20 protein-coding genes and 1 riboswitch are annotated in these 21,991 nt (G+C 72.3%); of the genes, 13 read left to right on the forward strand and 7 right to left on the reverse strand.

Annotation, left to right across the window (positions count from 1 at the left end; genetic code table 11):
• Positions 1-352: 352 nt before the first annotated feature.
• Entirely contained in the window at positions 353-1,561 is a 1,209-nt protein-coding gene (locus DT019_RS19200) for an MFS transporter (RefSeq protein WP_114038068.1), read from the reverse strand.
• 122 nt (positions 1,562-1,683) lie between these two features.
• Between DT019_RS19200 and DT019_RS19205 the strand changes: the two genes are divergently transcribed.
• Positions 1,684-2,823 (forward strand): ROK family transcriptional regulator, encoded by a 1,140-nt coding sequence (locus DT019_RS19205; RefSeq protein WP_114038069.1) that lies wholly within the window; start codon positions 1,684-1,686, stop codon positions 2,821-2,823.
• A gap of 96 nt (positions 2,824-2,919) precedes the next feature.
• Here the strand turns inward: DT019_RS19205 and DT019_RS19210 are convergent, their stop codons facing one another.
• Positions 2,920-5,283: a chitinase C-terminal domain-containing protein gene (locus tag DT019_RS19210; RefSeq protein WP_114038070.1), complete on the reverse strand. Its 2,364-nt coding sequence runs from the start codon at positions 5,281-5,283 to the stop codon at positions 2,920-2,922.
• 288 nt (positions 5,284-5,571) lie between these two features.
• Positions 5,572-5,702, forward strand: a riboswitch (FMN riboswitch).
• A gap of 164 nt (positions 5,703-5,866) precedes the next feature.
• On the opposite strand from DT019_RS19210, the gene ribD reads away from it, so the two are divergent.
• From ribD to DT019_RS19260, 10 genes are all read left to right on the forward strand, one after another.
• Positions 5,867-6,955, forward strand: a complete 1,089-nt coding sequence (gene ribD / locus DT019_RS19215; protein ID WP_114038071.1) for a bifunctional diaminohydroxyphosphoribosylaminopyrimidine deaminase/5-amino-6-(5-phosphoribosylamino)uracil reductase RibD — start codon at positions 5,867-5,869, stop codon at positions 6,953-6,955.
• 2 nt (positions 6,956-6,957) lie between these two features.
• A complete protein-coding gene (locus tag DT019_RS19220; RefSeq protein WP_114038072.1) occupies positions 6,958-7,566 on the forward strand; it encodes a riboflavin synthase in 609 nt (202 codons plus the stop codon).
• A gap of 5 nt (positions 7,567-7,571) precedes the next feature.
• Positions 7,572-8,216, forward strand: coding sequence for a nicotinamide riboside transporter PnuC (gene pnuC / locus DT019_RS19225; RefSeq protein WP_114038073.1), 645 nt, complete (start codon positions 7,572-7,574; stop codon positions 8,214-8,216).
• Positions 8,213-9,505 carry a bifunctional 3,4-dihydroxy-2-butanone-4-phosphate synthase/GTP cyclohydrolase II gene (locus DT019_RS19230; RefSeq protein WP_114038074.1) on the forward strand — a complete coding sequence of 431 codons (1,293 nt, stop codon included), beginning with the start codon at positions 8,213-8,215 and terminating at the stop codon, positions 9,503-9,505. The genes pnuC and DT019_RS19230 overlap by 4 nt, the downstream gene beginning before the upstream one ends.
• A 35-nt stretch (positions 9,506-9,540) precedes the next feature.
• The gene (gene ribH, locus DT019_RS19235; RefSeq protein ID WP_114038075.1) at positions 9,541-10,026 is read left to right on the forward strand and encodes a 6,7-dimethyl-8-ribityllumazine synthase; all 486 of its coding nucleotides are present in this window, start codon (positions 9,541-9,543) and stop codon (positions 10,024-10,026) included.
• A gap of 35 nt (positions 10,027-10,061) precedes the next feature.
• The gene (locus tag DT019_RS19240; protein WP_114038076.1) at positions 10,062-10,343 is read left to right on the forward strand and encodes a phosphoribosyl-ATP diphosphatase; all 282 of its coding nucleotides are present in this window, start codon (positions 10,062-10,064) and stop codon (positions 10,341-10,343) included.
• Between the two features lie 69 nt (positions 10,344-10,412).
• Complete coding sequence (hisG, locus tag DT019_RS19245) at positions 10,413-11,270, forward strand: ATP phosphoribosyltransferase (RefSeq protein WP_114038077.1); 858 nt, start codon at positions 10,413-10,415, stop codon at positions 11,268-11,270.
• 38 nt (positions 11,271-11,308) lie between these two features.
• On the forward strand, positions 11,309-11,788 hold the full coding sequence (locus DT019_RS19250; RefSeq protein WP_114038078.1) for a PH domain-containing protein: 480 nt from the start codon (positions 11,309-11,311) through the stop codon (positions 11,786-11,788).
• Between the two features lie 183 nt (positions 11,789-11,971).
• Positions 11,972-13,309, forward strand: coding sequence for a hemolysin family protein (locus DT019_RS19255; RefSeq protein WP_114038079.1), 1,338 nt, complete (start codon positions 11,972-11,974; stop codon positions 13,307-13,309).
• Complete coding sequence (locus DT019_RS19260; protein ID WP_114038080.1) at positions 13,306-14,400, forward strand: hemolysin family protein; 1,095 nt, start codon at positions 13,306-13,308, stop codon at positions 14,398-14,400. Before DT019_RS19255 ends, DT019_RS19260 begins: the two co-directional genes overlap by 4 nt.
• 3 nt (positions 14,401-14,403) lie before the next feature.
• Here the strand turns inward: DT019_RS19260 and DT019_RS19265 are convergent, their stop codons facing one another.
• A complete protein-coding gene (locus tag DT019_RS19265) occupies positions 14,404-16,299 on the reverse strand; it encodes an AAA family ATPase (RefSeq protein WP_114038081.1) in 1,896 nt (631 codons plus the stop codon).
• A gap of 334 nt (positions 16,300-16,633) precedes the next feature.
• The gene (locus tag DT019_RS19270) at positions 16,634-17,284 is read right to left on the reverse strand and encodes a uridine kinase (protein WP_114038082.1); all 651 of its coding nucleotides are present in this window, start codon (positions 17,282-17,284) and stop codon (positions 16,634-16,636) included.
• Positions 17,285-17,580: 296 nt separating this feature from the next.
• On the opposite strand from DT019_RS19270, the gene DT019_RS19275 reads away from it, so the two are divergent.
• Together DT019_RS19275 and DT019_RS19280 are read left to right on the forward strand one after the other, a co-directional pair.
• Complete coding sequence (locus DT019_RS19275; protein WP_114038083.1) at positions 17,581-18,966, forward strand: C39 family peptidase; 1,386 nt, start codon at positions 17,581-17,583, stop codon at positions 18,964-18,966.
• A gap of 118 nt (positions 18,967-19,084) precedes the next feature.
• Entirely contained in the window at positions 19,085-19,249 is a 165-nt protein-coding gene (locus DT019_RS19280; protein WP_114038084.1) for an SCO1431 family membrane protein, read from the forward strand.
• Here the strand turns inward: DT019_RS19280 and DT019_RS19285 are convergent, their stop codons facing one another.
• From DT019_RS19285 to DT019_RS19295, 3 genes are all read right to left on the reverse strand, one after another.
• Positions 19,250-20,131, reverse strand: a complete 882-nt coding sequence (locus DT019_RS19285) for a hypothetical protein (RefSeq protein WP_114038085.1) — start codon at positions 20,129-20,131, stop codon at positions 19,250-19,252. It abuts the gene before it with no gap.
• Complete coding sequence (locus DT019_RS19290; protein ID WP_114038086.1) at positions 20,128-21,003, reverse strand: DUF6114 domain-containing protein; 876 nt, start codon at positions 21,001-21,003, stop codon at positions 20,128-20,130. Before DT019_RS19290 ends, DT019_RS19285 begins: the two co-directional genes overlap by 4 nt.
• A 305-nt stretch (positions 21,004-21,308) precedes the next feature.
• Positions 21,309-21,923, reverse strand: a complete 615-nt coding sequence (locus DT019_RS19295; RefSeq protein ID WP_114038087.1) for a DUF6230 family protein — start codon at positions 21,921-21,923, stop codon at positions 21,309-21,311.
• Positions 21,924-21,991: the final 68 nt, after the last annotated feature.

Here is a 21,991-nt window from a genome sequence, read left to right on the forward strand (position 1 = left end):
TAATGCCGGATCAACGGGGCCACGCACCGGAAGTGTCGGGACGAAGGTCCCATCCGTGAATTCACGCCCGGGGCGTGGTCGGCCGGAACAGAGGGTCCTCGGCTCCCATGGTCTCGTTCGTGAACGGCATGTATCCATGTGATCGGATGGCAGGTGGGGCGGCGTCAACCTGTGGGCCTGTCAAGGGCCCGCCGGGCAGAGCCCGTTCAAGGCGGTGCGCCATCTGCCGCCCGCCGCCGAGGGCCCGTACGCACGGGCGGCCGTCCCCGCTCTCCAGGGCGCCGCCCCAAGCCCTGCGCCCCGCGGCCGACGGCTCGACCCCATGCGGGCCGACCTGGGCGGCGCGGCGCGCTCAGCCCCGGTGGGCCGGTGCCGCGTCCGCCGCGGTGGACGAGAGAGGTGCACGGACGCTCGTCCGCAGCACCCGCGCCCCGGCCACCAGGCCGAGCGCGAGCACGGTCACCAGGCCGAACGACACGACCAGGGAGGTCAGGTTCGCGATGCCGCCGATCGCGGACGGCGCGACCAGGCCCGAGGTGTACGTGATGGTCGCGACGCCCGCGATGGCCTGGCTCGGGTTGGGCCCGCTGCGTCCCGCCGCGGCGAACGCGAGCGGCACCACCACCGCCACGCCGAGGCCCAGCAGGCCGAACCCGGCCATCGCCACCGCGGGGCCCGGCGCGGCCACCACCAGCAGGCCGCCCAGGACCGCGAGGACGCCTCCGCCGCGCACCGTGCGCACGGCGCCGAAACGGTCCACCCCCTTGTCGCCCGCGAGCCGGGCCACCGCCATGGTCAGCGTGAACGCGGTGGTGCAGGCGGCGGCCGTCCCGGCGGAGGCGTCCAGCGCGTCGCGCAGATAGACCGCCGACCAGTCCAGGCTCGCTCCCTCGGCGAACACCGCGCAGAACGCCACCATGCCGATGATCAGTGCCGACCTGGGCGGCAGCGTGAACCGGGGCGGCGCCTCGTCGGGGGTGCTGCGCAGGTCGAGCACGCCCTGGCAGGCGACGAGGCCGAGCAGGGTCAGCACGGCGGCGGCCGCCATGTGGTGCAGCCGGGCGTCGGCGCCGAGGTGGGCGGCGAGCGTCCCGGCCGCCGAGCCGATCAGCGCCCCCACGCTCCACATGCCGTGCAGGCCGGACATGATCGAACGGCCGAGCCGGTTCTCGGTCTCCACGCCCAGCGCGTTCATCGCCACGTCGGCCATCCCGGAGGTCGCCCCGTACACGAAGAGGGCGGCGCACAGCGTGTAGACGTTCGGGGCGAGCGCGGGCAGCGCGAGGGCCAGCGTCCACAGGGCGAGCAGTCCGCGCAGCGCGTGGCGCGCCCCGAACCGGTGCGTGACGGCGCCGGACAGCGGCATCAGCAGGGACGAGCCGATCGCCGGGAAGGCGAGGGCGAGGCCGAGCTGTCCCGCCGAGACCCCCGCGTGCTCCTGGATCCAGGGGACCCGGGTGGCGAAGTTGCCGGTCACCGCGCCGTGCACGCAGAAGACGGCGGCGACCGCGAGCCGCGCACGCCTCAACCGCCTGTGGTCCAGAGCACGTTCGGCTGCCATCGGCCGGATCCCTCCCTCGCGGCGGCGGCCCTCCCGCCGCCGCGCCGTAAACTATCAGGAACCCTGCCTGATAAATAGAACGGGCGGCAACCGACTTTCGGTCATCTGGAAGGATTCCCGGCATGCCCGCATCCCCGAGCACCGCCCGGGCCATCAACGACCGGCTCGCCCTGCGCCTGCTGCAGGACGAGGGCCCGTTGACGGCAGGCCAGTTGAAGAACCTCACCGGCCTCTCCCGCCCCACCGTCGCCGACCTCGTCGAACGGCTCCAGGGCTCCGGCCTGGTCCATGTGGTGGGGGAGTCGGGCGCCGAGCGGCGCGGCCCCAACGCCCGGCTCTACGCGATCGTCGCCGACCGGGCCCATCTCGCGGCCCTGGACGTCCGCACCCACAGCGTCTCGCTCGTGGTCGCCGATCTGCTGGGGCGGACCCTGGCCGAGGCGACGCTGCCCATCACGCCGGAGGCCGGGACGGGCCCCGCCGTCGAGCAGGCCGTGGCCCTCCTGGAGCGCACCGCGAAGGAGGCGGGCGCGGAGCGGCTGCACAGCGTGGGGATCGGGGCCCCCGGTCTCATCGACCCGGCGAGCGGCGAACTGCGCGACACCAGCGGGCTGCCCGCCTGGCACCGCGAACTCGTCCGTGTGCTCGCCCAGCGGCTGCCCGCCGCCGTGCTCGTCGAGAACGAGACCAACCTGGCGGCCGTGGCCGAGCAGCGGCTCGGGGCGGCCCGCGGGCAGGACACCTTCGTGCTGCTGTGGCTCGGGCAGGGCGTCGGCGCCTCCGTCGTCCTGGACGGGAAGCTGCGCAGGGGCGCCTCGGGCGGTGCGGGCGAGATCGGGTTCATGCCGGTGCCCGGCACCGGCGGCCTGCCGTCCGCGAGGGGCTGCGAGGGCGGCTTCCACGAGCTGGTCCACGCGGGCGCGGTGGCCCGCCTCGCCGCCCGGCACGGCAGACCCGGCGGCGCGGAGGAGGCTGTCCGGGAGGCGGAGGGGCCCTTCCTCGACGCGCTGGCCCAGCGGATCGCGATCGGGGCGGCGGGTGTGGTCGCGGTCCTCGACCCGGGACTGCTCGTGCTCGGCGGCGAACTCGGGTACGCGGGCGGGGAGTTGCTCGCCGCCCGCGTGCAGCGCGCGCTCGCCGCTCTGACCCCGCTCACCACCGAGGTCAGGCCGAGCGCGCTGGGCGACGGCGCGGTCCTGAGCGGTGCCCTGCTGACCGCGCGGGACGCGGCTCAGGACGACCTCTTCGCGCCGAAGACCTGAGGCACCGCCGGAAGTGACGGTGCCTCAGGTCTTCGGAGCCCGACGGCGGCCAAGGGCCGGGAGACCGCCGCCGGGCGCAAGGGGCGGGGAGCCGGATCAGCAGGCGCCGAGGTCCTGCCAGACTCCCCAGTCACCGGTAGTACCCGGTTCCTCGCCCTTCGTCCACCATTTGGACTTCCACGTGTGCGACTTGTACGAGACGGTCGTGCCGCCGCCGTACTCGGACCCGGCCGACCAGGAAGGCGCGGCGCAGGTGCCGCCGGAGGAAGTGGGCGACGGCGAGGGGCTGCCCGGACCCGAGGCGGTCGGGGTCGGAGCGGGGGAGGGCGAGGACGTGCCCGGGTCGCTCACGGTCGCGCCCCGGGTGTGGTCCCCGGCCAGCGCGTAGGTCTTGCCACCGAAGGTCACCGTCCAGTTCGAAGGGGTGGAAACCGGCAGGTAGTAGACGAAGTCGAGGGTGACCGAGGCGCCCGGCGCCAGCGACTGCCAGCCGGGCAGCTTCAGCGAGACGCGGTTGTAGTCGCCCTTGAGGCCGTCGATGTTGTTCGCCGCGGTGTGGTCGCTGCGCACGATCGTGGTGCCGAAGCCGGACTGGTCCTTGGCGTTGGCCGGGGCCGAGGTGCCGTAGTCGAACTGGAACTCCGTACCGCCGGGCAGCGTCGCCGTGGTGTTGTTGGTGAGCGTCACCTTGGGGCTGATGGGGTAGTTGGAGTCGCCGAGCGGGAACTGCCCGAAGTCCACACCGATGTTCAGCGCCTGGGCGGGCAGGCCGATCGTGGAGCGCTTGTTGCCGTACGGGGTGGCCGACTTGAACTTGTCGTACATCGCGCTCGTGAGGGTCGAGCCCTGCTCGTACTGGCCCTTGGCCGCGTTCCACCCGTAGTCGCCGGCCAGTTCCCAGACCATGGTGCCGCCGATGCCCTTGTCCACGACGTAGTCGGCCTTGGCGCCGACGGACTGCTCGTCCTCGGTGGACAGGAAGACCTTCTTCTGGTCGTTCCAGAGCCAGGGCGCCACCAGCGTGGAGTCGTAGTTGCGCACATAGCTGCCGGTCAGCTTGGTGGAGGCGGACAGGCCGTACCGGGTGACGTAGTCGCCGACGATCCCCTTCTCCAGGTTCTTGGCGTGCCACATCGGGTTGGAGCCCGCCGGGGCCTCCTTGCCGTTGGCGTCCAGGTCGTGCCAGAGGTTGTCGATGCCGACGGCGCCGTCACCGCAGGTGGTGAGCCCGGACCCGGCCGGGCAGGTGGTCGAGGGCGCCTTGCCCCACAGCCCGTTGGTGCCGCCCTGCACGTTCTGGAATCCGCGCGTGTAGTACGGCAGGCCCATGTTGATGCGCCCGGCCGGCATCGAGCCGCGGAAGTAGTGGTAGGCCCAGTCGGCGTTCAGATAGCCGATCCCGCCGTACTGGGAGGTGGAGTAGACGCCCGCGGCCGCGAGTTCCGCGTCCTTGCCGTCGTCGAAGAGCGAGGCGTTCGGGCCGACGTAGCTGTTCCAGGCGCCGTGCAGGTCGTAGGACATGATGTTGACGTAGTCCAGGTACTGCTGGACCTGGAAGGTCTCCATGCCGCGCAGCAGATAGCCGGACGACGGTGCGGCAACGGACAGCAGATAGTGTTTTCCGTCGGCCGCCCCCGCGCGGTCGAGCCTTTCGCGCAGCGACTTCATGAGCGCGGCGTAGCCCTTGACCAGACCGGCCCTGCGGGCGTTGGAGATCGTCAGGTCGAGCGGGTTGCCCGCGTCCTTCATCGTCGTCGGGTACTCGTAGTCGATGTCGACGCCGTTGAAGCCGTACTTCTTGATGAAGGCGACCGCCGAGTCGGCGAACGTGTCGACGCCCGCCTGGTTGACCGAGCCGTCCGCGTTGGTGGCCATGGAGTAGAAGCCGCCGGAGCCGACCCGCTTGCCGTCGTCACCGAAGTAGCCGCCGGTCTCGGCCCAACCGCCCACGGAGATCAGCGTCTTCACGTCGGGGTGCTGCTTCTTGAACTTGTTGAGCAGATTGAAATGGCCCTTGTAGGGGAGCGAGGGGTCCATCTCGGCGCCCGCGACGCCGGGCCAGGTCATGCCGGTGGCGGCGTTCTTCTCGCCGTCCGAGCCGACGGAGATCCTGTTGTCCGCGCCGACGTGCGCGAAGGCGTAGTTGACGTGGGTGACCTTGTCCCACGGGATGTCCGGGGCCAGGTAGGCGGGTGTCCCGTCCTGGCCGGTGCGCCAGCCGGTGAAGTAGCCGATGACGCGGCGCTGGTGGTCGGCGCCCATCTTCTCCCGGCCGTCGGTGTCGTACACCGAGCAGTACGGGACGTCGGCGCCCGGAGTCTTGTACAGGCCGTCGGGACGACAGGCCTCGTTGTCGACGGCGGCCTGCGAGACGCCGGTGGACAGCGAGCCGAACAGCAGCCCGGCGACCGCGGTGGCGGTCGTGAGCAGCGCGGCCCGTCTGCGGGTGGGGGACAGCACGAGCGGGTTCCTCCTGGGAGGTAGGGGCGGAACACAACGAACAGGGCGGTGGTCGTGCGCGGCCCCGGCGTGCGCACACCGGCGGGCCTCTCCTCGGAGGTGACGCAGAGATTAAAAGGACTAGACCAGTGCGTCAATAGGTATGGACCAAAGGGAACGCCTGGGCCCTGTGCCGCGGCCGGGCCGCGCTGGAGTGCCCCTCGAATCCGGCCATCCTGTGAGCCAGGCCACAGCAACTCACTCGCATGGCCTTCGATCAGGCGTGGCACACTGGCCCTGTACCAGCAGCAGCGCACTCCGGGGTCGGTGTAATTCCGAACCGGCGGTAATAGTCCGCGACCCGTCCGCATCCAGCGGCCGGTTGACCAGGTGAAATTCCTGGACCGACGGTGAAAGTCCGGATGGGAGGCAGTGCGCGGCGGGCGGACCGTTCCACGGTCGCGCCGGCCGTCTGTTACCGGTCGCCCATCAAGGCACCGGTCTCTTTCGGCCGTGGCGTGAGCTGTGCGCGATGGTCTGTTTCCCGCTCTCTGTCGTCATCGACAGGCCCCGGAGTCCGTGCCCGAAGAGGCAGGAGGACCCGGTGGCCACCACAGCCGACGCGGCCGCCATGCGCCGAGCCATTGAGCTCGCCGCACGCGGACTCGGCTCCACCAGCCCCAACCCGGTCGTCGGGTGCGTCATCACCGACGCCTCGGGCACGGTCGTCGGCGAGGGCTTCCACCAGCGGGCCGGCGGCCCGCACGCCGAGGTCCACGCCCTGGAGGCCGCGGGCGGGTCCGCTCGCGGAGGCACGGCGTACGTCACGCTGGAGCCCTGCAACCACACCGGCCGAACCGGTCCTTGCGCCCAGGCGCTCATCACCGCCGGCGTCAGCCGCGTCCTGTACGCGGTGGGCGACCCGAACCCCCAGGCCACCGGCGGCGCCGACACCCTGCGCGCGGCCGGCGTCCAGGTCGAGCAGGGGGTCCTCGAAGACGAGGCGGAGGCGGTCAACACCGCCTGGCTCACCTCCGTCCGCCTCGGCCGCCCCCACGTCACCTGGAAGTACGCGGCGACGCTCGACGGGCGCACCGCCGCCGAGGACGGCACCAGCCGCTGGATCACCTCCGCCGAGTCCCGCGCGGACGTCCACCGGCTGCGCGCCGAGTGCGACGCCGTGGTCGTGGGCTCGGGCACCGCCCGCACCGACGACCCCCACCTCGCGGTCCGCGGCATCGACGGGGCGACCCAGCCCCTGCGCGTGGCCGTGGACACCGGCGCCACCGCGGTGCGGCCCGGCGCCCGCATCCTCGACGACGCGGCGCCCACCCTGATCGCGGTCGCCGCCGACGCCGACGCGTCCCACCTGCCCCCGGACACGGTCCTGCGCATCGCGCGCACCGCCACCGGTCTGGACATCGCGGCGCTGCTCGCCGCCCTGCACACCCGCGGGGTGCGCTCCGTACTCCTGGAGGGCGGCCCCACGCTCGCCGGGGCCTTCGTCGCCGCGGGCGCCGTCGACCGGGTCGTCGGCTACCTCGCACCCGCCCTGCTCGGCGCCGGCCCCACCGCGCTCGCCGGAGCAGGAATCTCCACCATCGCCGAAGCGTTGCGGCTCGACATCACCGAGACCGTGCGCGTCGGCCCCGATCTGCGCATCACCGCCACCCCTCTCGCCAAGGAGCGCTGAACGTGTTCACCGGAATCGTCGAAGAGCTGGGCGAGGTCACCGCCATCGAGAACCTCGGTGACGCCTCCCGCTTCCGTCTGCGCGGCCCCGTCGTCACCGAGGGCGCAGGCCACGGCGACTCGATCGCCGTCAACGGCGTGTGTCTGACGGTCGTGGAGTTCGGCGACGGCGAGTTCACCGCCGACGTGATGGAGGAGACCCTGAAGCGCTCCAGCCTCGGCGCCCTGGAGGTCGGCTCCCGGGTCAACCTGGAGCGGCCCATGGCCGTCGGCGGCCGCCTCGGCGGGCACATCGTGCAGGGCCATGTCGACGGCACCGGCACGGTGCTCGCGCGCACGCCCTCGGAGAACTGGGAGATCGTCAAGATCGCCCTTCCCGCGGACCTCTCCCGCTACGTGGTCGAGAAGGGCTCCATCACCGTCGACGGCGTCAGCCTCACGGTCGTGGACGCCGCCTCCGACCACTTCACCATCAGCCTCATCCCGACCACCCTCGCGCTGACCACGCTCGGCATCAAGCAGCCCGGCGACCCGGTCAACCTCGAGGTCGACGTCATCGCGAAGTACGTCGAGCGACTGCTCGGCGCCAGCCACGGGGGGAACGACAAGTGAGCGCAGTGAACTGGCTGAACGGCGAGGCCTTCACGGTCCTCGGGCAGCACATCAAGTGGTCGGACATGATCGGCAACACGATCGGCCTGATCGCCCTCGCGCTCGGCTGGCGCCGGTCCATATGGACCTGGCCCGCCCAGTTCGTCTCGGGCCTCATCCTCTTCGTGGCCTTCGCCGCCGGGCACCTCTCCGGCAGCGCGGGCAAGCAGGTCGTCGTGATGGTCGTGGCCGCCGGCGGCTGGTTCGCCTGGAGCCGGGGCAGGCGGCAGGCGCAGGACGGCACCATCGCCGTACGGTTCGCCACGTGGCGCGAGCGGGCCCTCCTGCTCGCCGGCGCCGCCGTCGGCACGGTCGCCGTCGCGAGCCTGTTCACCGCCTACCCGGCCCTGTCGTGGGACCCGTGGCCCGACGCCTATGTCTTCGTGGGCACCGTCGTCGCGATGTACGCCCAGGCCCGCGGCATGGTCGAGTTCTGGTTCGCCTGGCTGCTCGTCGACGTCGTCGGCGTGCCCCTCAACTTCGCCAACGGCTACGCCTTCTCCGGCTTCGTCTACGTCATTTACGGCGCGCTCGTCCTGTGGGGCCTGCGCGACTGGTGGCTGCGCTCGCGCACGAGCGTCAAGCCCGTCCTGGAAGGAGCGACGGCATGACCACGCACGCGCCCACCTGGTACTCCACCGACAACCGCGAGGACCTCGCCCTCGACCCCGTCGAGCAGGCCATCCGCGACATCGCGGCCGGCCGGCCGGTGGTGGTCGTCGACGACGAGGACCGCGAGAACGAGGGCGACCTCGTCATCGCCGCCGAGAAGGCCACCCCCGAGATCGTGGCGTTCATGATGAGCGAGTGCCGCGGCCTGATCTGCGCGCCCATGGAGGGCGAGGACCTCGACCGGCTCGACCTGCCGCAGATGGTCGACCACAACACCGAGTCGATGAAGACCGCGTTCACCGTCTCGGTGGACGCGAGCGCCGCGCACGGCGTGAGCACCGGCATCTCGGCCGCCGACCGGGCCACCACGCTGCGTCTGCTCGCCGACGGCCACTCCGGCTCCGGTGACTTCGTCCGCCCCGGCCACGTCTTCCCGCTGCGCGCCAAGCCCGGCGGCGTCCTTGTGCGCAACGGCCACACCGAGGCCGCGGTCGACCTCGCCCGGCTCGCCGGGCTCGCCCCGGCCGGTGCCATCGTCGAGATCGCGGGCGAGGACGGCGTCATGCTGCGCCTGCCCGAACTCGTCCCGTTCGCCCGCAAGCACGGTCTGACGATCATCTCCATCGAGGACCTGATCACCTACCGGCGCTCCGCGGAGCCGACCGTGCGCCGCGAGGCCGAGGTCCAACTGCCCACCGCGGCAGGGGAGTTCACCGCCTTCGGCTACCGCTCCACCGTGGACGGCGTCGAGCACGTCGCCCTGGTCCACGGCGATATCGGCGACGGCGAGGACGTCCTGGTCCGGGTCCACTCCGAGTGCCTGACCGGCGACATCTTCTCCTCGCTGCGCTGCGACTGCGGCCCCCAGCTCCAGGCGTCCATGGAACGCATCACGGAGGCCGGCCGCGGCGTCGTGGTCTACCTGCGCGGCCACGAGGGCCGCGGCATCGGCCTGCTGTCCAAGCTGCGCGCCTACGAACTCCAGGAGCGCGGCCGCGACACCCTCGACGCCAACCTGGAGCTCGGCCTGCCCGCCGACGCCCGCGACTACGCGGCCGGCGCCCAGATCCTCGCCGACCTCGGCGTGCGCAGCCTGCGGCTCATGACCAACAACCCCGACAAGATCACCGCGCTGGTACGGCACGGCCTGACGGTCTCCGGGCGCGAGCCCATGCCGGTCAAGGCGGGCGAGCACAACCTCAGCTACCTGCGCACCAAGCGGGACCGCATGGGGCACGACCTTCCGTGGCTCGACGCCGCTTCGGCGTCGGCCTGCGGCAACCAGTAAGCCAGTAAGCACACCGCAACACCTGAGGAGAGCACGTGAGTGGCAAGGGCGCACCCGAACTGTCCGTACGCAACTGCGGAGACCTCCGTGTCGCCGTGGTCGCGGCACAGTGGCACGAGAAGGTGATGGACGGACTCGTCGACGGCGCCCTGCGCGCCCTGCACGAACTCGGCATCGACGAGCCGACGCTGCTGCGCGTCCCGGGCAGCTTCGAACTGCCGGTCGTGGCCAAGGTCCTCGCGGGCCGCGGCTACGATGCCGTCGTCGCGCTCGGCGTTGTGATCAGGGGCGGTACCCCGCACTTCGAGTACGTGTGTCAAGGTGTCACCAACGGTCTCACCCAGGTCAGCGTCGACACCGGCGTACCCGTCGGATTCGGCGTGCTGACCTGCGACACCGAGGAACAGGCCCTGGACCGGGCCGGCCTCGAAGGGTCGAACGAGGACAAGGGGCACGAAGCGGTCACCGCCGCCGTGGCCACCGCGGCCACGCTGCGCACGGTCAGCGAACCCTGGCGCTGAGCGACCGGAACCCACCCCTTACCCTAAGAAGCATCATGGCGAACAAACCCACCAAGAGCTTCGAAGAGCTCTTCACCGAGCTCCAGCTCAAGGCCGCCAGCGGCGACCCCACCACCTCCCGCACCGCCGAGCTGGTGGACAAGGGCGTCCATGCCATCGGCAAGAAGGTCGTCGAGGAGGCCGCCGAAGTCTGGATGGCCGCCGAGTACGAGGGCAAGGAAGCGACCGCCGAGGAGATCTCCCAGCTGCTGTACCACGTCCAGGTGATGATGGTCGCGCGCGGGATCTCCCTCGACGACGTCTACGCCCACCTGTAAGCACCCCGAGCCCGGCACACCCGTGCGGGCAACGCCGTACGACTCCGTCCACACAAGGAAGCTGACCTCATGCTGCGCATCGCCGTCCCCAACAAGGGTTCACTGTCCGGACCTGCGTCGGCGATGCTCCATGAGGCCGGCTACCGGATGCGCAAGGAGTCCAAGGAGCTCGTCACCGTCGACCCCGTCAACGAGGTCGAGTTCTTCTACCTGCGCCCCAAGGACATCGCGATCTACGTGTCCGCCGGCAAGCTCGACATCGGCATCACCGGCGAGGACCTGCTGATCGACTCCGGCGCGGAGGCCGAGGTCATCCTGCCGCTCGGCTTCGCCCGCTCCACCTTCCGCTTCGCCGCCAAGCCCGGCACCGTCACGTCCGTTCAGGACCTGGCGGGCAGGACGATCGCCACGTCCTACGAGGGCATCGTCGCCAAGCACCTGGCCGAGGCCGGCGTCGACGCCTCCGTGGTGCACCTCGACGGCGCGGTGGAGACGGCGATCGAGCTGGGCGTCGCCCAGGCCATCGCCGACGTCGTGGAGACCGGCACCTCGCTGCGCAACGCGGGCCTGGAGGTCTTCGGCGAGCCGATCATGAAGTCCGAGGCGGCCGTCATCCGGCGCACCGGCGCCGGCACGGACGGCGCCACGCAGCTGAAGGTCGAGCAGTTCCTGCGCCGCCTCCAGGGCGTCCTGGTGGCCCGCAGCTACGTGATGATGGACTACGACTGCCGCGCCGAGCACCTGGAGCGGGCCGTCGCGCTCACCCCCGGCCTGGAGTCGCCGACCATCTCCCCGCTGCACAACGAGGGCTGGGTCGCGGTCCGCTCGATGGTCCCCGCCAAGGACTCCCAGCGGGTCATGGACGACCTGTACGAGCTGGGTGCCCGGGCGATCCTCACCACGGCCATCCACGCCTGCCGCCTCTGACGGCCGGCCGCACGACAGCGACGAAAGCGAACGACACCGTGTCCGCCCCCGCCCCCCGGCCCCCCGTCCTGCCGGTCACGTTCAGGCCGACCCGCACCCGGGCCGTCCTGCTGACCAGCGCCGCCGCCATGTTCGTCGCCATGACGGCCATGTCGCTGCTCCTGGAGACGCTGAGCGGGGGCGAGCGGGGCAGCTTCATCCTCATGGCCGCCCTGTTCGCCGGGGTGCTCGTGCTGCTCAGCCGGCCCAAGGTGGTCGCCGACGACACGGGGGTCACGGTCGTCAACCTCACCGCACGGCGCCGCCTCGCCTGGGCGGAGATCCTCCGGGTGAACCTCCGTCCGGGCGACCCCTGGGTCTTCCTCGACCTCAGCGACGGCACCAGCCTCCCCGTGCTCGGCATCCAGCCCGGCATCGGCAAGGCCCGCGCCATCCGCGACGCCAAGGCGCTGCGCGCGCTCGCCGAGACCCACGGCACCGGGGCCGATTCCTCCGGCGCGCCCGGCGGCGACGGCTGAGCCCCCTGCCCCACCTGGCACCATCTTGATTACCCTGATGTCGGCGGCGCCGAGCGCGCCCCGCCCCGCACACGGGCCTGCACCATCGGCCGCGGGGCACCTGCGACCCGAGGAGTGACTCCCTCCAGCAATGGACGGACCGTCCGGTAGTACCTGCGCCGCCCCCTCCCAGGAGGCGGCGGCATGACCATCACGCTTGGGCTGCTCTTCGCGGCCTTCCTCCTGATCCTCGCCAACGGCTTCTTCGTGGCGGCCGAGTTCGGCCTGGTCACCGTCGACCGGCCGGACGCCGAGCGGGCCGCGGCCGACGGTGACCGCAGAGCCGGCACCGTGGTGCGCGCCCTCGGCGAGCTGTCCTTCCAGCTGTCCGGCACCCAGCTCGGCATCACCATCACCTCGCTCGTCGTCGGCATGCTCGCCGAGCCCGCGCTCGCCGACCTGCTCGACGGACCCATCGGCGCCACCGGCCTGCCGGCCGGCGCGGTCTCCGGCATCAGCGTCGTCCTCGGCATGCTGCTCGCGGCCGCCGTGCAGATGGTGGTCGGCGAACTCGTGCCGAAGAACTGGGCGGTGTCCAAGCCGCTCCAGGTGGCCCGCTTCGTGGCCGGGCCGCAGGACCGCTTCTCGCGGCTCTTCCGGCCGGTCATCGCCCTGCTCAACACCGTCGCCAACCGCCTGGTGCGGGCCCTCGGCGTCGAGCCCGCCGACGAACTGGCCTCCGCCCGCACCCCCGGTGAACTGGTCTCCCTGGTCAGGCACTCGGCGCGGGCCGGAGCCCTGGAGCAGGACACCGCCGACCTCTTCGTACGGACCCTCTCGCTCGGCCACCTCACGGCCGAGAACGTGATGACCCCGCGCGTCAAGGTCAGCGCCCTGCAGACCACCGCGACCGCGGCCGACGTCCTCAACCTCACCCGTGCCACCGGCCTCTCCCGCTTCCCGGTCTACCGGGAGCGGATCGACGAGGTCGTGGGCATGGTCCACCTCAAGGACGCGCTCGCGGTCCGGCCGCCGGAGCGGCTGCGCACCGCGGTCGGCCTGATCGCGGTGCCGCCGCTGCTGGTCCCGGAGACGCTGCCCGTGCAGCAGCTCCTGGAGCGGCTGCGCAGCGAGCAGCCGATAGCCGTCGTCGTCGACGAGTACGGCGGCACGGCCGGCGTGGTCACCCTCGAGGACATCGTCGAGGAACTGGTCGGCGAGGTCCGCGACGAGCACGACGGCGCGGACGCCGCCCGGCCCGAGCTCGCCGTCGTGGCGGGCGAGGACGGCCGTCCCGCCTGGGAGGCCGACGGCAGCTGCCGGGTCCTCTCGCTCGGCCGGATAGGCCTGGAGGCCCCCGAGGGGCCGTACGAGACGGTCGCCGGCCTCGTCGCCGACCTGCTCGGCCGCATCCCGGTCCCCGGTGACCGGGTCGAGCTGCCGGGTTGGCGCATCCAGGTCCGCCGGGTGGAGCGGTACCGCGCGGAGCGGGTCCGCTTCGTGCGGGCGGCGGACGCGCCGGTGGCGGAGGCGGTCCGATGAGCCTGCTCCAACTCCTGTTCGCGCTGCTGCTCGTGCTCGCCAACGGTTTCTTCGTCGGCGCCGAGTTCGCGCTGGTGTCCGTGCGCCGCAGCCAGATCGAACCGCTGGCCGCCGCGTCCTCGCGGGCCCGCCAGGTGCTGCACGGCCTGGAGAACCTGCCGCAGATGATGGCCGCCGCCCAATTCGGCATCACCGTATGCTCGTTGACGCTCGGCGCGGTCGCCGAGCCGACCGTGGCCCGGCTCCTGGAGCCCGTGTTCCAGGCGGTCCGGATCCCCGAGGGGCTCGTCCACCCGCTGGGCTATGTCATCGCGCTCGCCCTGGTGGTCTCGCTCCACCTCGTGATCGGCGAGATGGTCCCCAAGAACCTGGCGATGGCGGCGCCCGAGAAGACCGCGCTCTGGTTCAGCCCGGGCCTGGTCGCCTTCGCCCGGGTCTGCAAGCCGGTGACCGTCGCGCTCGGCGCCTGCGCGCGGCTGATCCTGAGACTGTTCCGGGTCGAGCCGAAGGACGAGGTGGAGGCCGTCTTCACCAGCGTCCAGCTCGGCCGCCTCGTGGAGGACTCCGGGCAGGCCGGACTCCTGGAGCCGGAGGCCCAGGAACGCCTGGAGGACGCCCTGGAACTGGGCAGCCGCCCCGTCACCGACGTCCTGCTCGACCGGGCCTCGCTGGTCACGGTCGACTGCTCGGTGACGCCCAGGGAACTGGAGGAGCTGACGGTACGCACCGGCTACTCCCGCTTCCCGGTGTGCGCGGAAGGCGGCGCCTTCATGGGCTTCCTGCACGTCAAGGACGTCCTGGACGTGGAGGACCGGGAGCGTGCGGTGCCGCAGCAGCTGTGGCGCCCGCTCGCCACCCTGCGGGCCGAACTGCCCCTGGACGACGCCCTGACCGTGATGCGCCGCGCCGCGACGCACCTGGCCCAGGTCGCGGACGGTTCCGGCCGGGTGCTCGGCCTGGTGGCCCTGGAGGACGTCCTGGAGAAGCTGGTGGGCGAGGTCCGCGACCCCGCGCACCGCGAGGAGCCCACCGCGCTCGCCCGGCTCGCCGAGCCCCGCGGCGAACAGGCGCAGCAGGCGCTGGCCGGCTAGCCGCTAGAGCGGATCCTGCGGGTCGCGGCGGGTGGGGCCGCGACCCGACAGGACCTCTCCGTACGCCTGCATCAGATCGGGCAGGCGCAGGGTGGAGAGGTCGTCGCGGGTGGGCGTGGCGGGATACATCGACAGCCTCAGGTCCCGGTAGGCGCAGCTCTTCTCGTACAGGGTGCGCAGGAAGCGGCCGTTGCCGAGCTCGTCGATCCAGCCCTGGTCGACGACGTGCCCGCTGATCGAGCGCAGCTCCTCCAGCGCCTCCTCGTCCCACGCGTCCCCGTTCTCCCCGGCCAGCACCTCGCCGATCGAGGTGAGTTCGAGGGGCCGGTAGGAGGGGAAGTCGACGCGGGTGGTGAAGCGGGAGGACAGGCCCGGGTTGGTGGCGAGCAGGCGGTCCATGCCCTCGGGGTAGCCGGCCAGGATCACCACCAGGTGGTCCCGGTTGTCCTCGGCGCGCTTGAGGAGCACCTGGAGCGCCTCGTCGCCGTACGCGTCGCCCTTGCTGTAGCCGGAGTTGGAGAGCGAGTAGGCCTCGTCGACGAAGAGGACGCCGCCCAGCGCCGAGTCGATCAGCTCGTTGGCCTTGACGGCGGTCTGGCCGAGGAACTCGCCCACCAGGTCCGCGCGTTGGGCCTCCACCAGGTGGTCGCCGCCGAGCAGTCCGAGTGCGTAGAAGACGCGGCCCAGGATGCGGGCCACGGTGGTCTTGCCGGTGCCGGAGGGGCCGGAGAAGACAAAGTGACGTTTCGGCGGCTGGACCGGCAGTCCCTGACTGGCCCTGAGCCGAGCCATGTTGAGCTGCGCGGACAGCGCCTTGACCTGACGCTTGACCGGTTCGAGGCCCACCATCCGCTCCAGCTCGGCGAGCGCCTCGGCGAGCAGGACGGGATCGGTGGGCCCGGCCGGGAACTGCGGGGGCGCGGGCTGCGAGGGGATGCCAGGCTTGGCCCGTACGCCGTCGCGCGCCCCGCCCGGCGGGCCGGCGAGCGGCGCCTGGGGTTCGCCGCCGAGCCGGAGCTCGCGGCCCTCGGGCTGATCCAGGCCGAGCACGGACTCGGCCTCGGCCTCCACCGTGTCGCCGAAGCCGGACAGGGCGACCGCGGCGAGGTCGGGGGGGTCGGCGGAGCCGTCGTACCCGTCGTTCTCGGTGATCGCGGTCAGCCGCGCCGAGGTGTCCATGAACGCAGGGTCGACGCGGTGCACCGCCCGGTACAGCGGGAGGGCCGCGGCCGAGCGGCCGGTGCCCTCGTGGGCGCGGGCCAGCCAGTAGCGCAGCTCCTTGCGCTGCGGCTGTTCGCTGCGGCAGCGCATCAGCGCGGCCGACAGCAGCGGCTCGGCCTGGCCGAACATCTCCAGGCGCACCCGGGCCATCCCGCCGAAGAGACCCGCCTCGATGCCGAGCAGCGGGTCGTCGACCAACGGCTCGGTGTGGCGGACCAGTTGCTCCCAGTCCTTGACGAGATAGGCCCGGCAGGCGTGCAGGAAACGCACCTGCGGATCGGTGTCGACGGGAGGCAGCCCGGCCAACGCCCGGTCCAGTTCCGGCACATGGCGGCCGTCCAGCCAGTGCGAGGCGTGGGCGAGCAGCAGGTCGCGCGGGCTCTCCAGGACCGGCTGGACCCACCAGCCGAGCCAGTACCAGGAGTTGAGGGTCCTGCGATGGCCCGCCCGCTGTTCGCCGAAGCGTTCGCGGTGCCGGTACATGCGCAGCAGCGCGGTCGTCGTGTCCACGCGCAGGGCGTGCAGTCCGAGCCAGCCGTCCGCCATCGAGGGGTCGAGCCGCACCGCCGTGCGGAACTCCTCCTCGGCCTGCGGATACGCGCCCATGGTGTAGGCGTCCACACCGCGCAGCCAGGCGAGCTCGGCCGGGGCGTGCGCGCCCGTAGTGCCGAAGTCCATCACGTCCCCCACCGCCGTGCCCCGTGCTGAACCGCCAATTCACAGCAGGGAATTGGCGGGAGTTGACCGCACCGTTGTGCATCGTACCTGCGGGAAGGCCCGCTGCCGAAGGGGGCGCGGAGGGAGCTCCGGTGGTGACCCAGGGTGAGCGAAATGCCCTGCGTGACGGGCTCGTTGAGGGGGAAAGGGCAGAACGAAGCCCCCGATCACGGGGGAACAACCGGGGGCTTCGCGTCCGCGGCGGCTTCGGAAAGCCGCACATTGAGAACGTAAGACCTGTATGGCCCCTGGGTCAAGCGGAGTTGAGGCACTGCGGGGGCTGTTTTGCGACTCTTCAGTGCGGTGGGGTGAGGTCGTCACGGTGCGTGAGCGGACGGGCTTCGCTGGGTGTCGAATCGGGTCCCGGGAGCCACTCGTATCCCTCCCGCACCTGGCGCACCAGGGCGTCGGCGAAGGGTCTCGACGGATCCTCGGCGAAATGACACATCTCCGCCGCCGTCCAGTCGTCCCAGAAACCGGAGAGTCCGATTCCGTCGCGGCTCCGGCCCCGCGCCCAGGAGGCCTCGGCGTCCAGCTCCATCCAGACGAGCAGCGCCAGGCAAGAGCGCAGCTCCCGGCGCCCGGCGCCGACGCCCTCGATCAGGATCACGGGTGCGGGTTCCACGGAGCGCGCGGCTCCGAAGCGGCGCAGATTCCAGTCGTACGGCTCGTACCGGGCCCTCTCGCCGCGCGCGAGAGGGTCGAGCAGCTGTCGGCGGAGGCGGTCCGTCCAGCCGAAGAACTCCTCGTGCGTGGCCAGATCGTCCAGGTGCAGCACCGGCGCCCCGCCCAGCGCCCGCGCGAGGCGGTCCGCGAAGGTGGACTTGCCGGAGCCCGCGTGCCCGTCCACCGCGACCAGCCGCACCGGCCCGCAGGAGGGGGGCAACCTCCTTGTCAGGGCTGCCAGTTCGGCCACGGCGGTGTCCGGGGGCGGTGTGCTGTCCATGCGTCCTGCCTGGTGGTGCGGTGGGGGTGGCGGCGGCCCGCGCGCCCGGGAGGGAACGGGGGACGTCGACGGTACCCCGGCGTCCGGGAGCGCGGCGCGAGGGCGTGCCCGGCCCACCGCACGGGCCCCCGGGTCTCCTCGTCTTCGGCTCACGCCCAGGTCACGCCAGTGGTCGAGACCAATATTGGGGGCGGGACGCGTGCCGATTCACTGGCCGAAAGGGCCCTCGACCCGCGATAGTTGGCCCGCTGTCGTGCACTCGCCGCCCCACCCGCACCCGACTGGGGGTCTTCACCGTGACCAGCCCCACCCCGCGCAGAACCGTCCTCGCCGCGGCCGTCGCCCTCGCCGCGGGCGCCGCCGTGGCCGGATCCGCAGGACCCGCGTCCGCGTCCGGGAGGCCCGCGACCGCCTCCGGCGGCGCGGCCCGACCCAAGCAGGGACAGCAGCTCGTGGACAACCAGGCCTGGACCTCGCACGCCCAGTGGCGTTCCGGCACCGCGGACGGCGTGCGCACCGAGGGGGGCCGCCGCCCCGGCATCGTCATCGGCCGCCCGGCCGGAACCACCTCGTACACCGACCCGCACACCAACAAGACGGCCACCTGGGAGTACGCGAGCTGGACCTCCCCGGTCCACCGGAGCGAGGTCCCCGCGACCGAGGCCGTCGCCCACTGGAACGCCCATACCCCGGCCGGCACCTGGCTCCAGGTCGAACTGCTCGGCACCTACACGGACGGCACCGCCACGCCGGCGTACGTCATGGGCCGCTGGACGGCGGGCGACGGCGACACCGACATCCGGCGGACCTCCGTGGACGGCCAGGGTGACGGCAGGAGCTCGATCTCGACGGACACCTTCGCCATCGACGCCCCGGCCGGGGGCCTGCGCCTGGCCTCCTACCAGCTGCGGGTCACGCTCTACCGGCTTCCGGGCAGCGGGCTCACACCGACGGTGTGGCGGGTCGGCGCGATGGCCTCCGACATCCCGGACCGCTTCACGGTGGACGCCTCGACCCCCGGGTTCGCGGGCGAGCTGGACGTGCCGAGCTACTCGCAGGAGATCCACAAGGGGCAGTACCCGCAGTACGACAACGGCGGCGAGGCCTGGTGCAGCCCCACCTCCTCGCAGATGATCATCGAGCACTGGGGGCGGCGGCCGAGCCCGGCCGACCTCGCCTGGGTCGACCCGTCCTACGCGGACCCGCAGGTGTGCCAGGCCGCCCGGAGGACCTACGACTACCAGTACGCGGGCTGCGGCAACTGGCCCTTCAACGCCGCGTACGCCGCCACGTACCGGGACATGAGCGCGGTCGTGACCCGGCTGCGGTCGCTGAACGACGTGGAGACGCTGGTCCGCGCGGGCATCCCGGCCATCACGTCCCAGTCCTTCCTGGCCTCCGAGCTGACCGGCGCGGGCTACGGCACCTCGGGGCACCTGATGACGGTGACCGGCTTCACCGACGGCGGCGACGTGATCGCCCACGACCCGGCGGCCCCCGACGACGCGGCCGTGCGCCGCGTCTACCGGCGCCGCGAGTTCGAGAACATCTGGCTGCGGACCAAGCGCCACAACGCCTCGGGCAAAGTGGTCTCGGGCACAGGGGGCGTCTGCTACCTGTACTGGCCCGCGTACCCGACGGCCAGGCAGCGCAAGGCCCTCGCGGCGGTCGGCATCCACTGAGCGGCCCCCGGCGCCCCGGGGCAGTGACGAACGTCTCTACCCCCAGGGCGCGGTCCGCTGGCACTGTGGACAGGTCACCGGGGGGACCGCGCACCGCCACACGACCGAGTGAGTTCCCATGACCCTGCCTGCCACCACCGTCGACGACCCCCGCGCGCTGGCCGAGCTCCGCGCCCGTACCGGCGGCCCCAAGGACACCGGCCCCCAGATCCTGGAGCACGTCCTCGGCTGGACCCTCGTGGTGGTCCTGGCGATGCTGGTCACGCAGTCCGGCCTGCTGTAACTAGGACGCCGGTGCCAGGTCGAGGTCGGCCTTCCAGTGCCGTTCCGGGATGCCGACCAGACCGTAGAGCAGCCGCACCGGTGAGCGCCGGGCCAGCAGGACGGCGCCCGCCGCCGCGGCGAAGACGACGAGTCCCACCGGCCACCCCGCCAGGCGCACGAGCAGGCTCGCGGCGACGGCGCCGATGAACGGCAGCCCGTAGACCCCGGCCGCCGCGATCGCCACCGCGAGCACCCGGGCCACCTTGCGGTCCTCGTCCGCGCCCGGCAGTTCCCAGCCCTCCATCAGCCAGCCGATCTCGGTGATCAGCAGGGTGCCGATCACCGCGGCCCCGAGGATCAGCAGCGCGAGGAACGTGCCGGACGTGAGGAAGCGCAGCAGGTCGTTGACCACGCTGTCCTTCGGCCACTCCCGCAGCGCCGCCTGGCTGGTGGTGAGCAGGCGGCGGTAGCCGGTGCCGTCCCAGCCGTGCACGAGCATCCCGAACAGCAGGAAGTGCCCGCCCACGCTCTGCAGATAGGCCCAGTAGCCCGCGCCCACGAGCACGAGCCACTGCGCCACGAGGAAGCCGAGCAGCGCGGCCACCACGGTGCCGCCCGCGTAGCAGAGCACGAACCCGGCCCAGATCCCATGGTGGTCCCGGGCCACCTGCATGGTCGCCCACGACGGGTTCTGCCACATCATGAACAGTCCGGTGGGCACCAGGAGCACGGCCGCGAACAGCACGGTCAGCAGGAGGTACGGGTTGGCGGCGCGGCTGCGGGTGCGCATCCCTTCCTCGTGCACCGAGCGCTGCCACCACTGGAGCTGGCGGGCCGCCGAGACGGCGAGGACCGCTCCGGTCGCGTACGCCCAGAAGAGGGCGGCCTGGATCTGGATCACGATGCCCCCAGCGTCAGTCCGTTCGCGACGATCGAGTCCGAGGTGACCAGGGCCTGCTCGGCCGTCACGGCGGTCATGAAGACGAACGGCGGGACGACCGGCGGCACCGGCAGGGTGTTGGGATCGAAGGTGAGGCAGAGCAGCCCTTCGAGGCAGCCGCTGAACTTGGTGAGGTAGAGCGTCACATTTCCCTTGAGGTCCAACGAGCTTGCAGCCAGGGCGAGTTCGTCGTGGCCGTCGCGCGTGTGGAGGCGGTAGTCGGTGAGCGAGGCCGAGGCCATCCGCAGGATCATGACCTTGAGGGGGCCGTGTGCGGAGGGCACGGTGGTCACCCCCGCGAGCAGGAAGCCGTCGGGCGAGAACCGGGTGGTGGTGACGGTCGGCGGCACCGCCGGGGCGGTCACCGCCCCCGGCCGGGGCGCCTGCTCGACCCGGTGCCCGCCGAGCGTGAGCAGCAGGGCGACCGGAAGCGCCGCGGCCAGGGGGCGCTGGGTGCGCACCCGGGGCACCCGCCGCTCCTCCTCCCTCGGTGTCCAGCCGAAGCCCATCGCGCTGCCCGTGATGCCCAGGGCCATCCCCACCAGGAAGCCGCCGAGGTTGGTGGCGGCGAAGGAGAGCACCGACAGGATCAGGGCGTTGACGGACACGTACTGCCGGGTGTGCGGCAGGAACCAGAGGAAGAGCCCGGCCGCGACGAGGGCGAGTCCGATGCCGATCGCCGCGATCCCGCCGAGCCCGAGGCTGACCAGAATGGTCAGCGGGGACAGCGGCACCACGAGCAGTTCGAGACCGCCGAGGACGAGGTAGAGCCCCGCCCAGAACGGCCGCGTGCGCCGCCAGCCCCGGAACGCGCGCCGGGCCTCGGGCAGCACAAGCCGCTCGTCGAGGGCCGGGAACCGGACGGGTCGCGGGCCCTCACCGGGGGCCGGCCCGCCCCATGAGGCGGCCCTTGGTTCGCCGGCGCGGGGCCCCGTCCCCTCACTGGCGCGGGGCCCCGCGCCCTGGCCGGTCCGCGCGCCGGCAACGGGCCCGGCGAGTGGACCGACAGTGTGGCCGGGGGCCGCGGCCCCCGGCCGGAAGCGCTCGCTCGCCCGCGGATCGCCCTGCACCCGCACGGACGGTCGCGGAGCCGGCGCGGTCCAGCCGGCGCGCGGCGGCCTGAGCAGCCCCAGGCGTCTCAGAAGCACTTCTTGCCGCCGATGCTCACATCGACCTTCATCCCCTTCAGCCGGAAGTTGCCGCCGGTCGCCGACCAGGCGTGCGACTTCACGCCGGCCACCTCGATGTTCCCGGCCTGCAGCCCGAACTTGCCCGCCTCGCCCTGAACTCGCTTGACGGCGTCGAGCGTCGAGGCGTCCCGGCCGATCTGGGCGGTGCCGAATTGCGCGTCGCCGACCAGGTCCTCGCCGTCGATGACCAGGTTGCTGGCCGTCACCTCGCCCGCGTCGCCGCCTGCCGTCAGCTTGAACACCACGGTGCCGACCGGGGTGGCCACCTCGGCGGACTGGCAGATGTCGCTGAGCCGGGCGTCACCGATGCCGAGCAGCGCCACCGGGTGGCCCTTCCCGTCCACCGACTTGTCGGTCTGCACGTACGAGGAGAGCCCCGAGCTGGTCAGCTTCCCCGACGCGACCTGGAAGCTGGTGCCGGAGACCGCGAAGGACGCGGCCAGCGCGCCCTCGGCCATCACATTGGCCATGATCCCTACGGCGACGATCGCCGGCAGGGCGACGACCGCGGTCTTCTTCCAGGCGGTTCTGCCTTCGGCCAACGGCCGCTTGGCTGCGCTCACTTGATCCTCCCGTACGATCCGTCGAACCCGCGAAAGCCGGTGCAGGGGGAGTGCGAATGCAGGTCTGC

It is taken from the genome of Streptomyces sp. SDr-06, from assembly GCF_003324565.1.
Lineage (GTDB): Bacteria > Actinomycetota > Actinomycetes > Streptomycetales > Streptomycetaceae > Streptomyces.

Coding starts and splice junctions, on each gene's coding strand:
- DT019_RS19270 (WP_114038082.1), bottom strand. CDS start 17,284: ATGGACAGCACACCGCCCCCGGACACCGCCGTGGCCGAACTGGCAGCC.
- DT019_RS19205 (WP_114038069.1), top strand. CDS start 1,684: ATGCCCGCATCCCCGAGCACCGCCCGGGCCATCAACGACCGGCTCGCC.
- DT019_RS19200 (WP_114038068.1), bottom strand. CDS start 1,561: ATGGCAGCCGAACGTGCTCTGGACCACAGGCGGTTGAGGCGTGCGCGG.
- DT019_RS19260 (WP_114038080.1), top strand. CDS start 13,306: ATGAGCCTGCTCCAACTCCTGTTCGCGCTGCTGCTCGTGCTCGCCAAC.
- DT019_RS19265 (WP_114038081.1), bottom strand. CDS start 16,299: ATGGACTTCGGCACTACGGGCGCGCACGCCCCGGCCGAGCTCGCCTGG.
- DT019_RS19255 (WP_114038079.1), top strand. CDS start 11,972: ATGACCATCACGCTTGGGCTGCTCTTCGCGGCCTTCCTCCTGATCCTC.
- hisG (WP_114038077.1), top strand. CDS start 10,413: ATGCTGCGCATCGCCGTCCCCAACAAGGGTTCACTGTCCGGACCTGCG.
- DT019_RS19240 (WP_114038076.1), top strand. CDS start 10,062: ATGGCGAACAAACCCACCAAGAGCTTCGAAGAGCTCTTCACCGAGCTC.
- DT019_RS19230 (WP_114038074.1), top strand. CDS start 8,213: ATGACCACGCACGCGCCCACCTGGTACTCCACCGACAACCGCGAGGAC.
- DT019_RS19280 (WP_114038084.1), top strand. CDS start 19,085: ATGACCCTGCCTGCCACCACCGTCGACGACCCCCGCGCGCTGGCCGAG.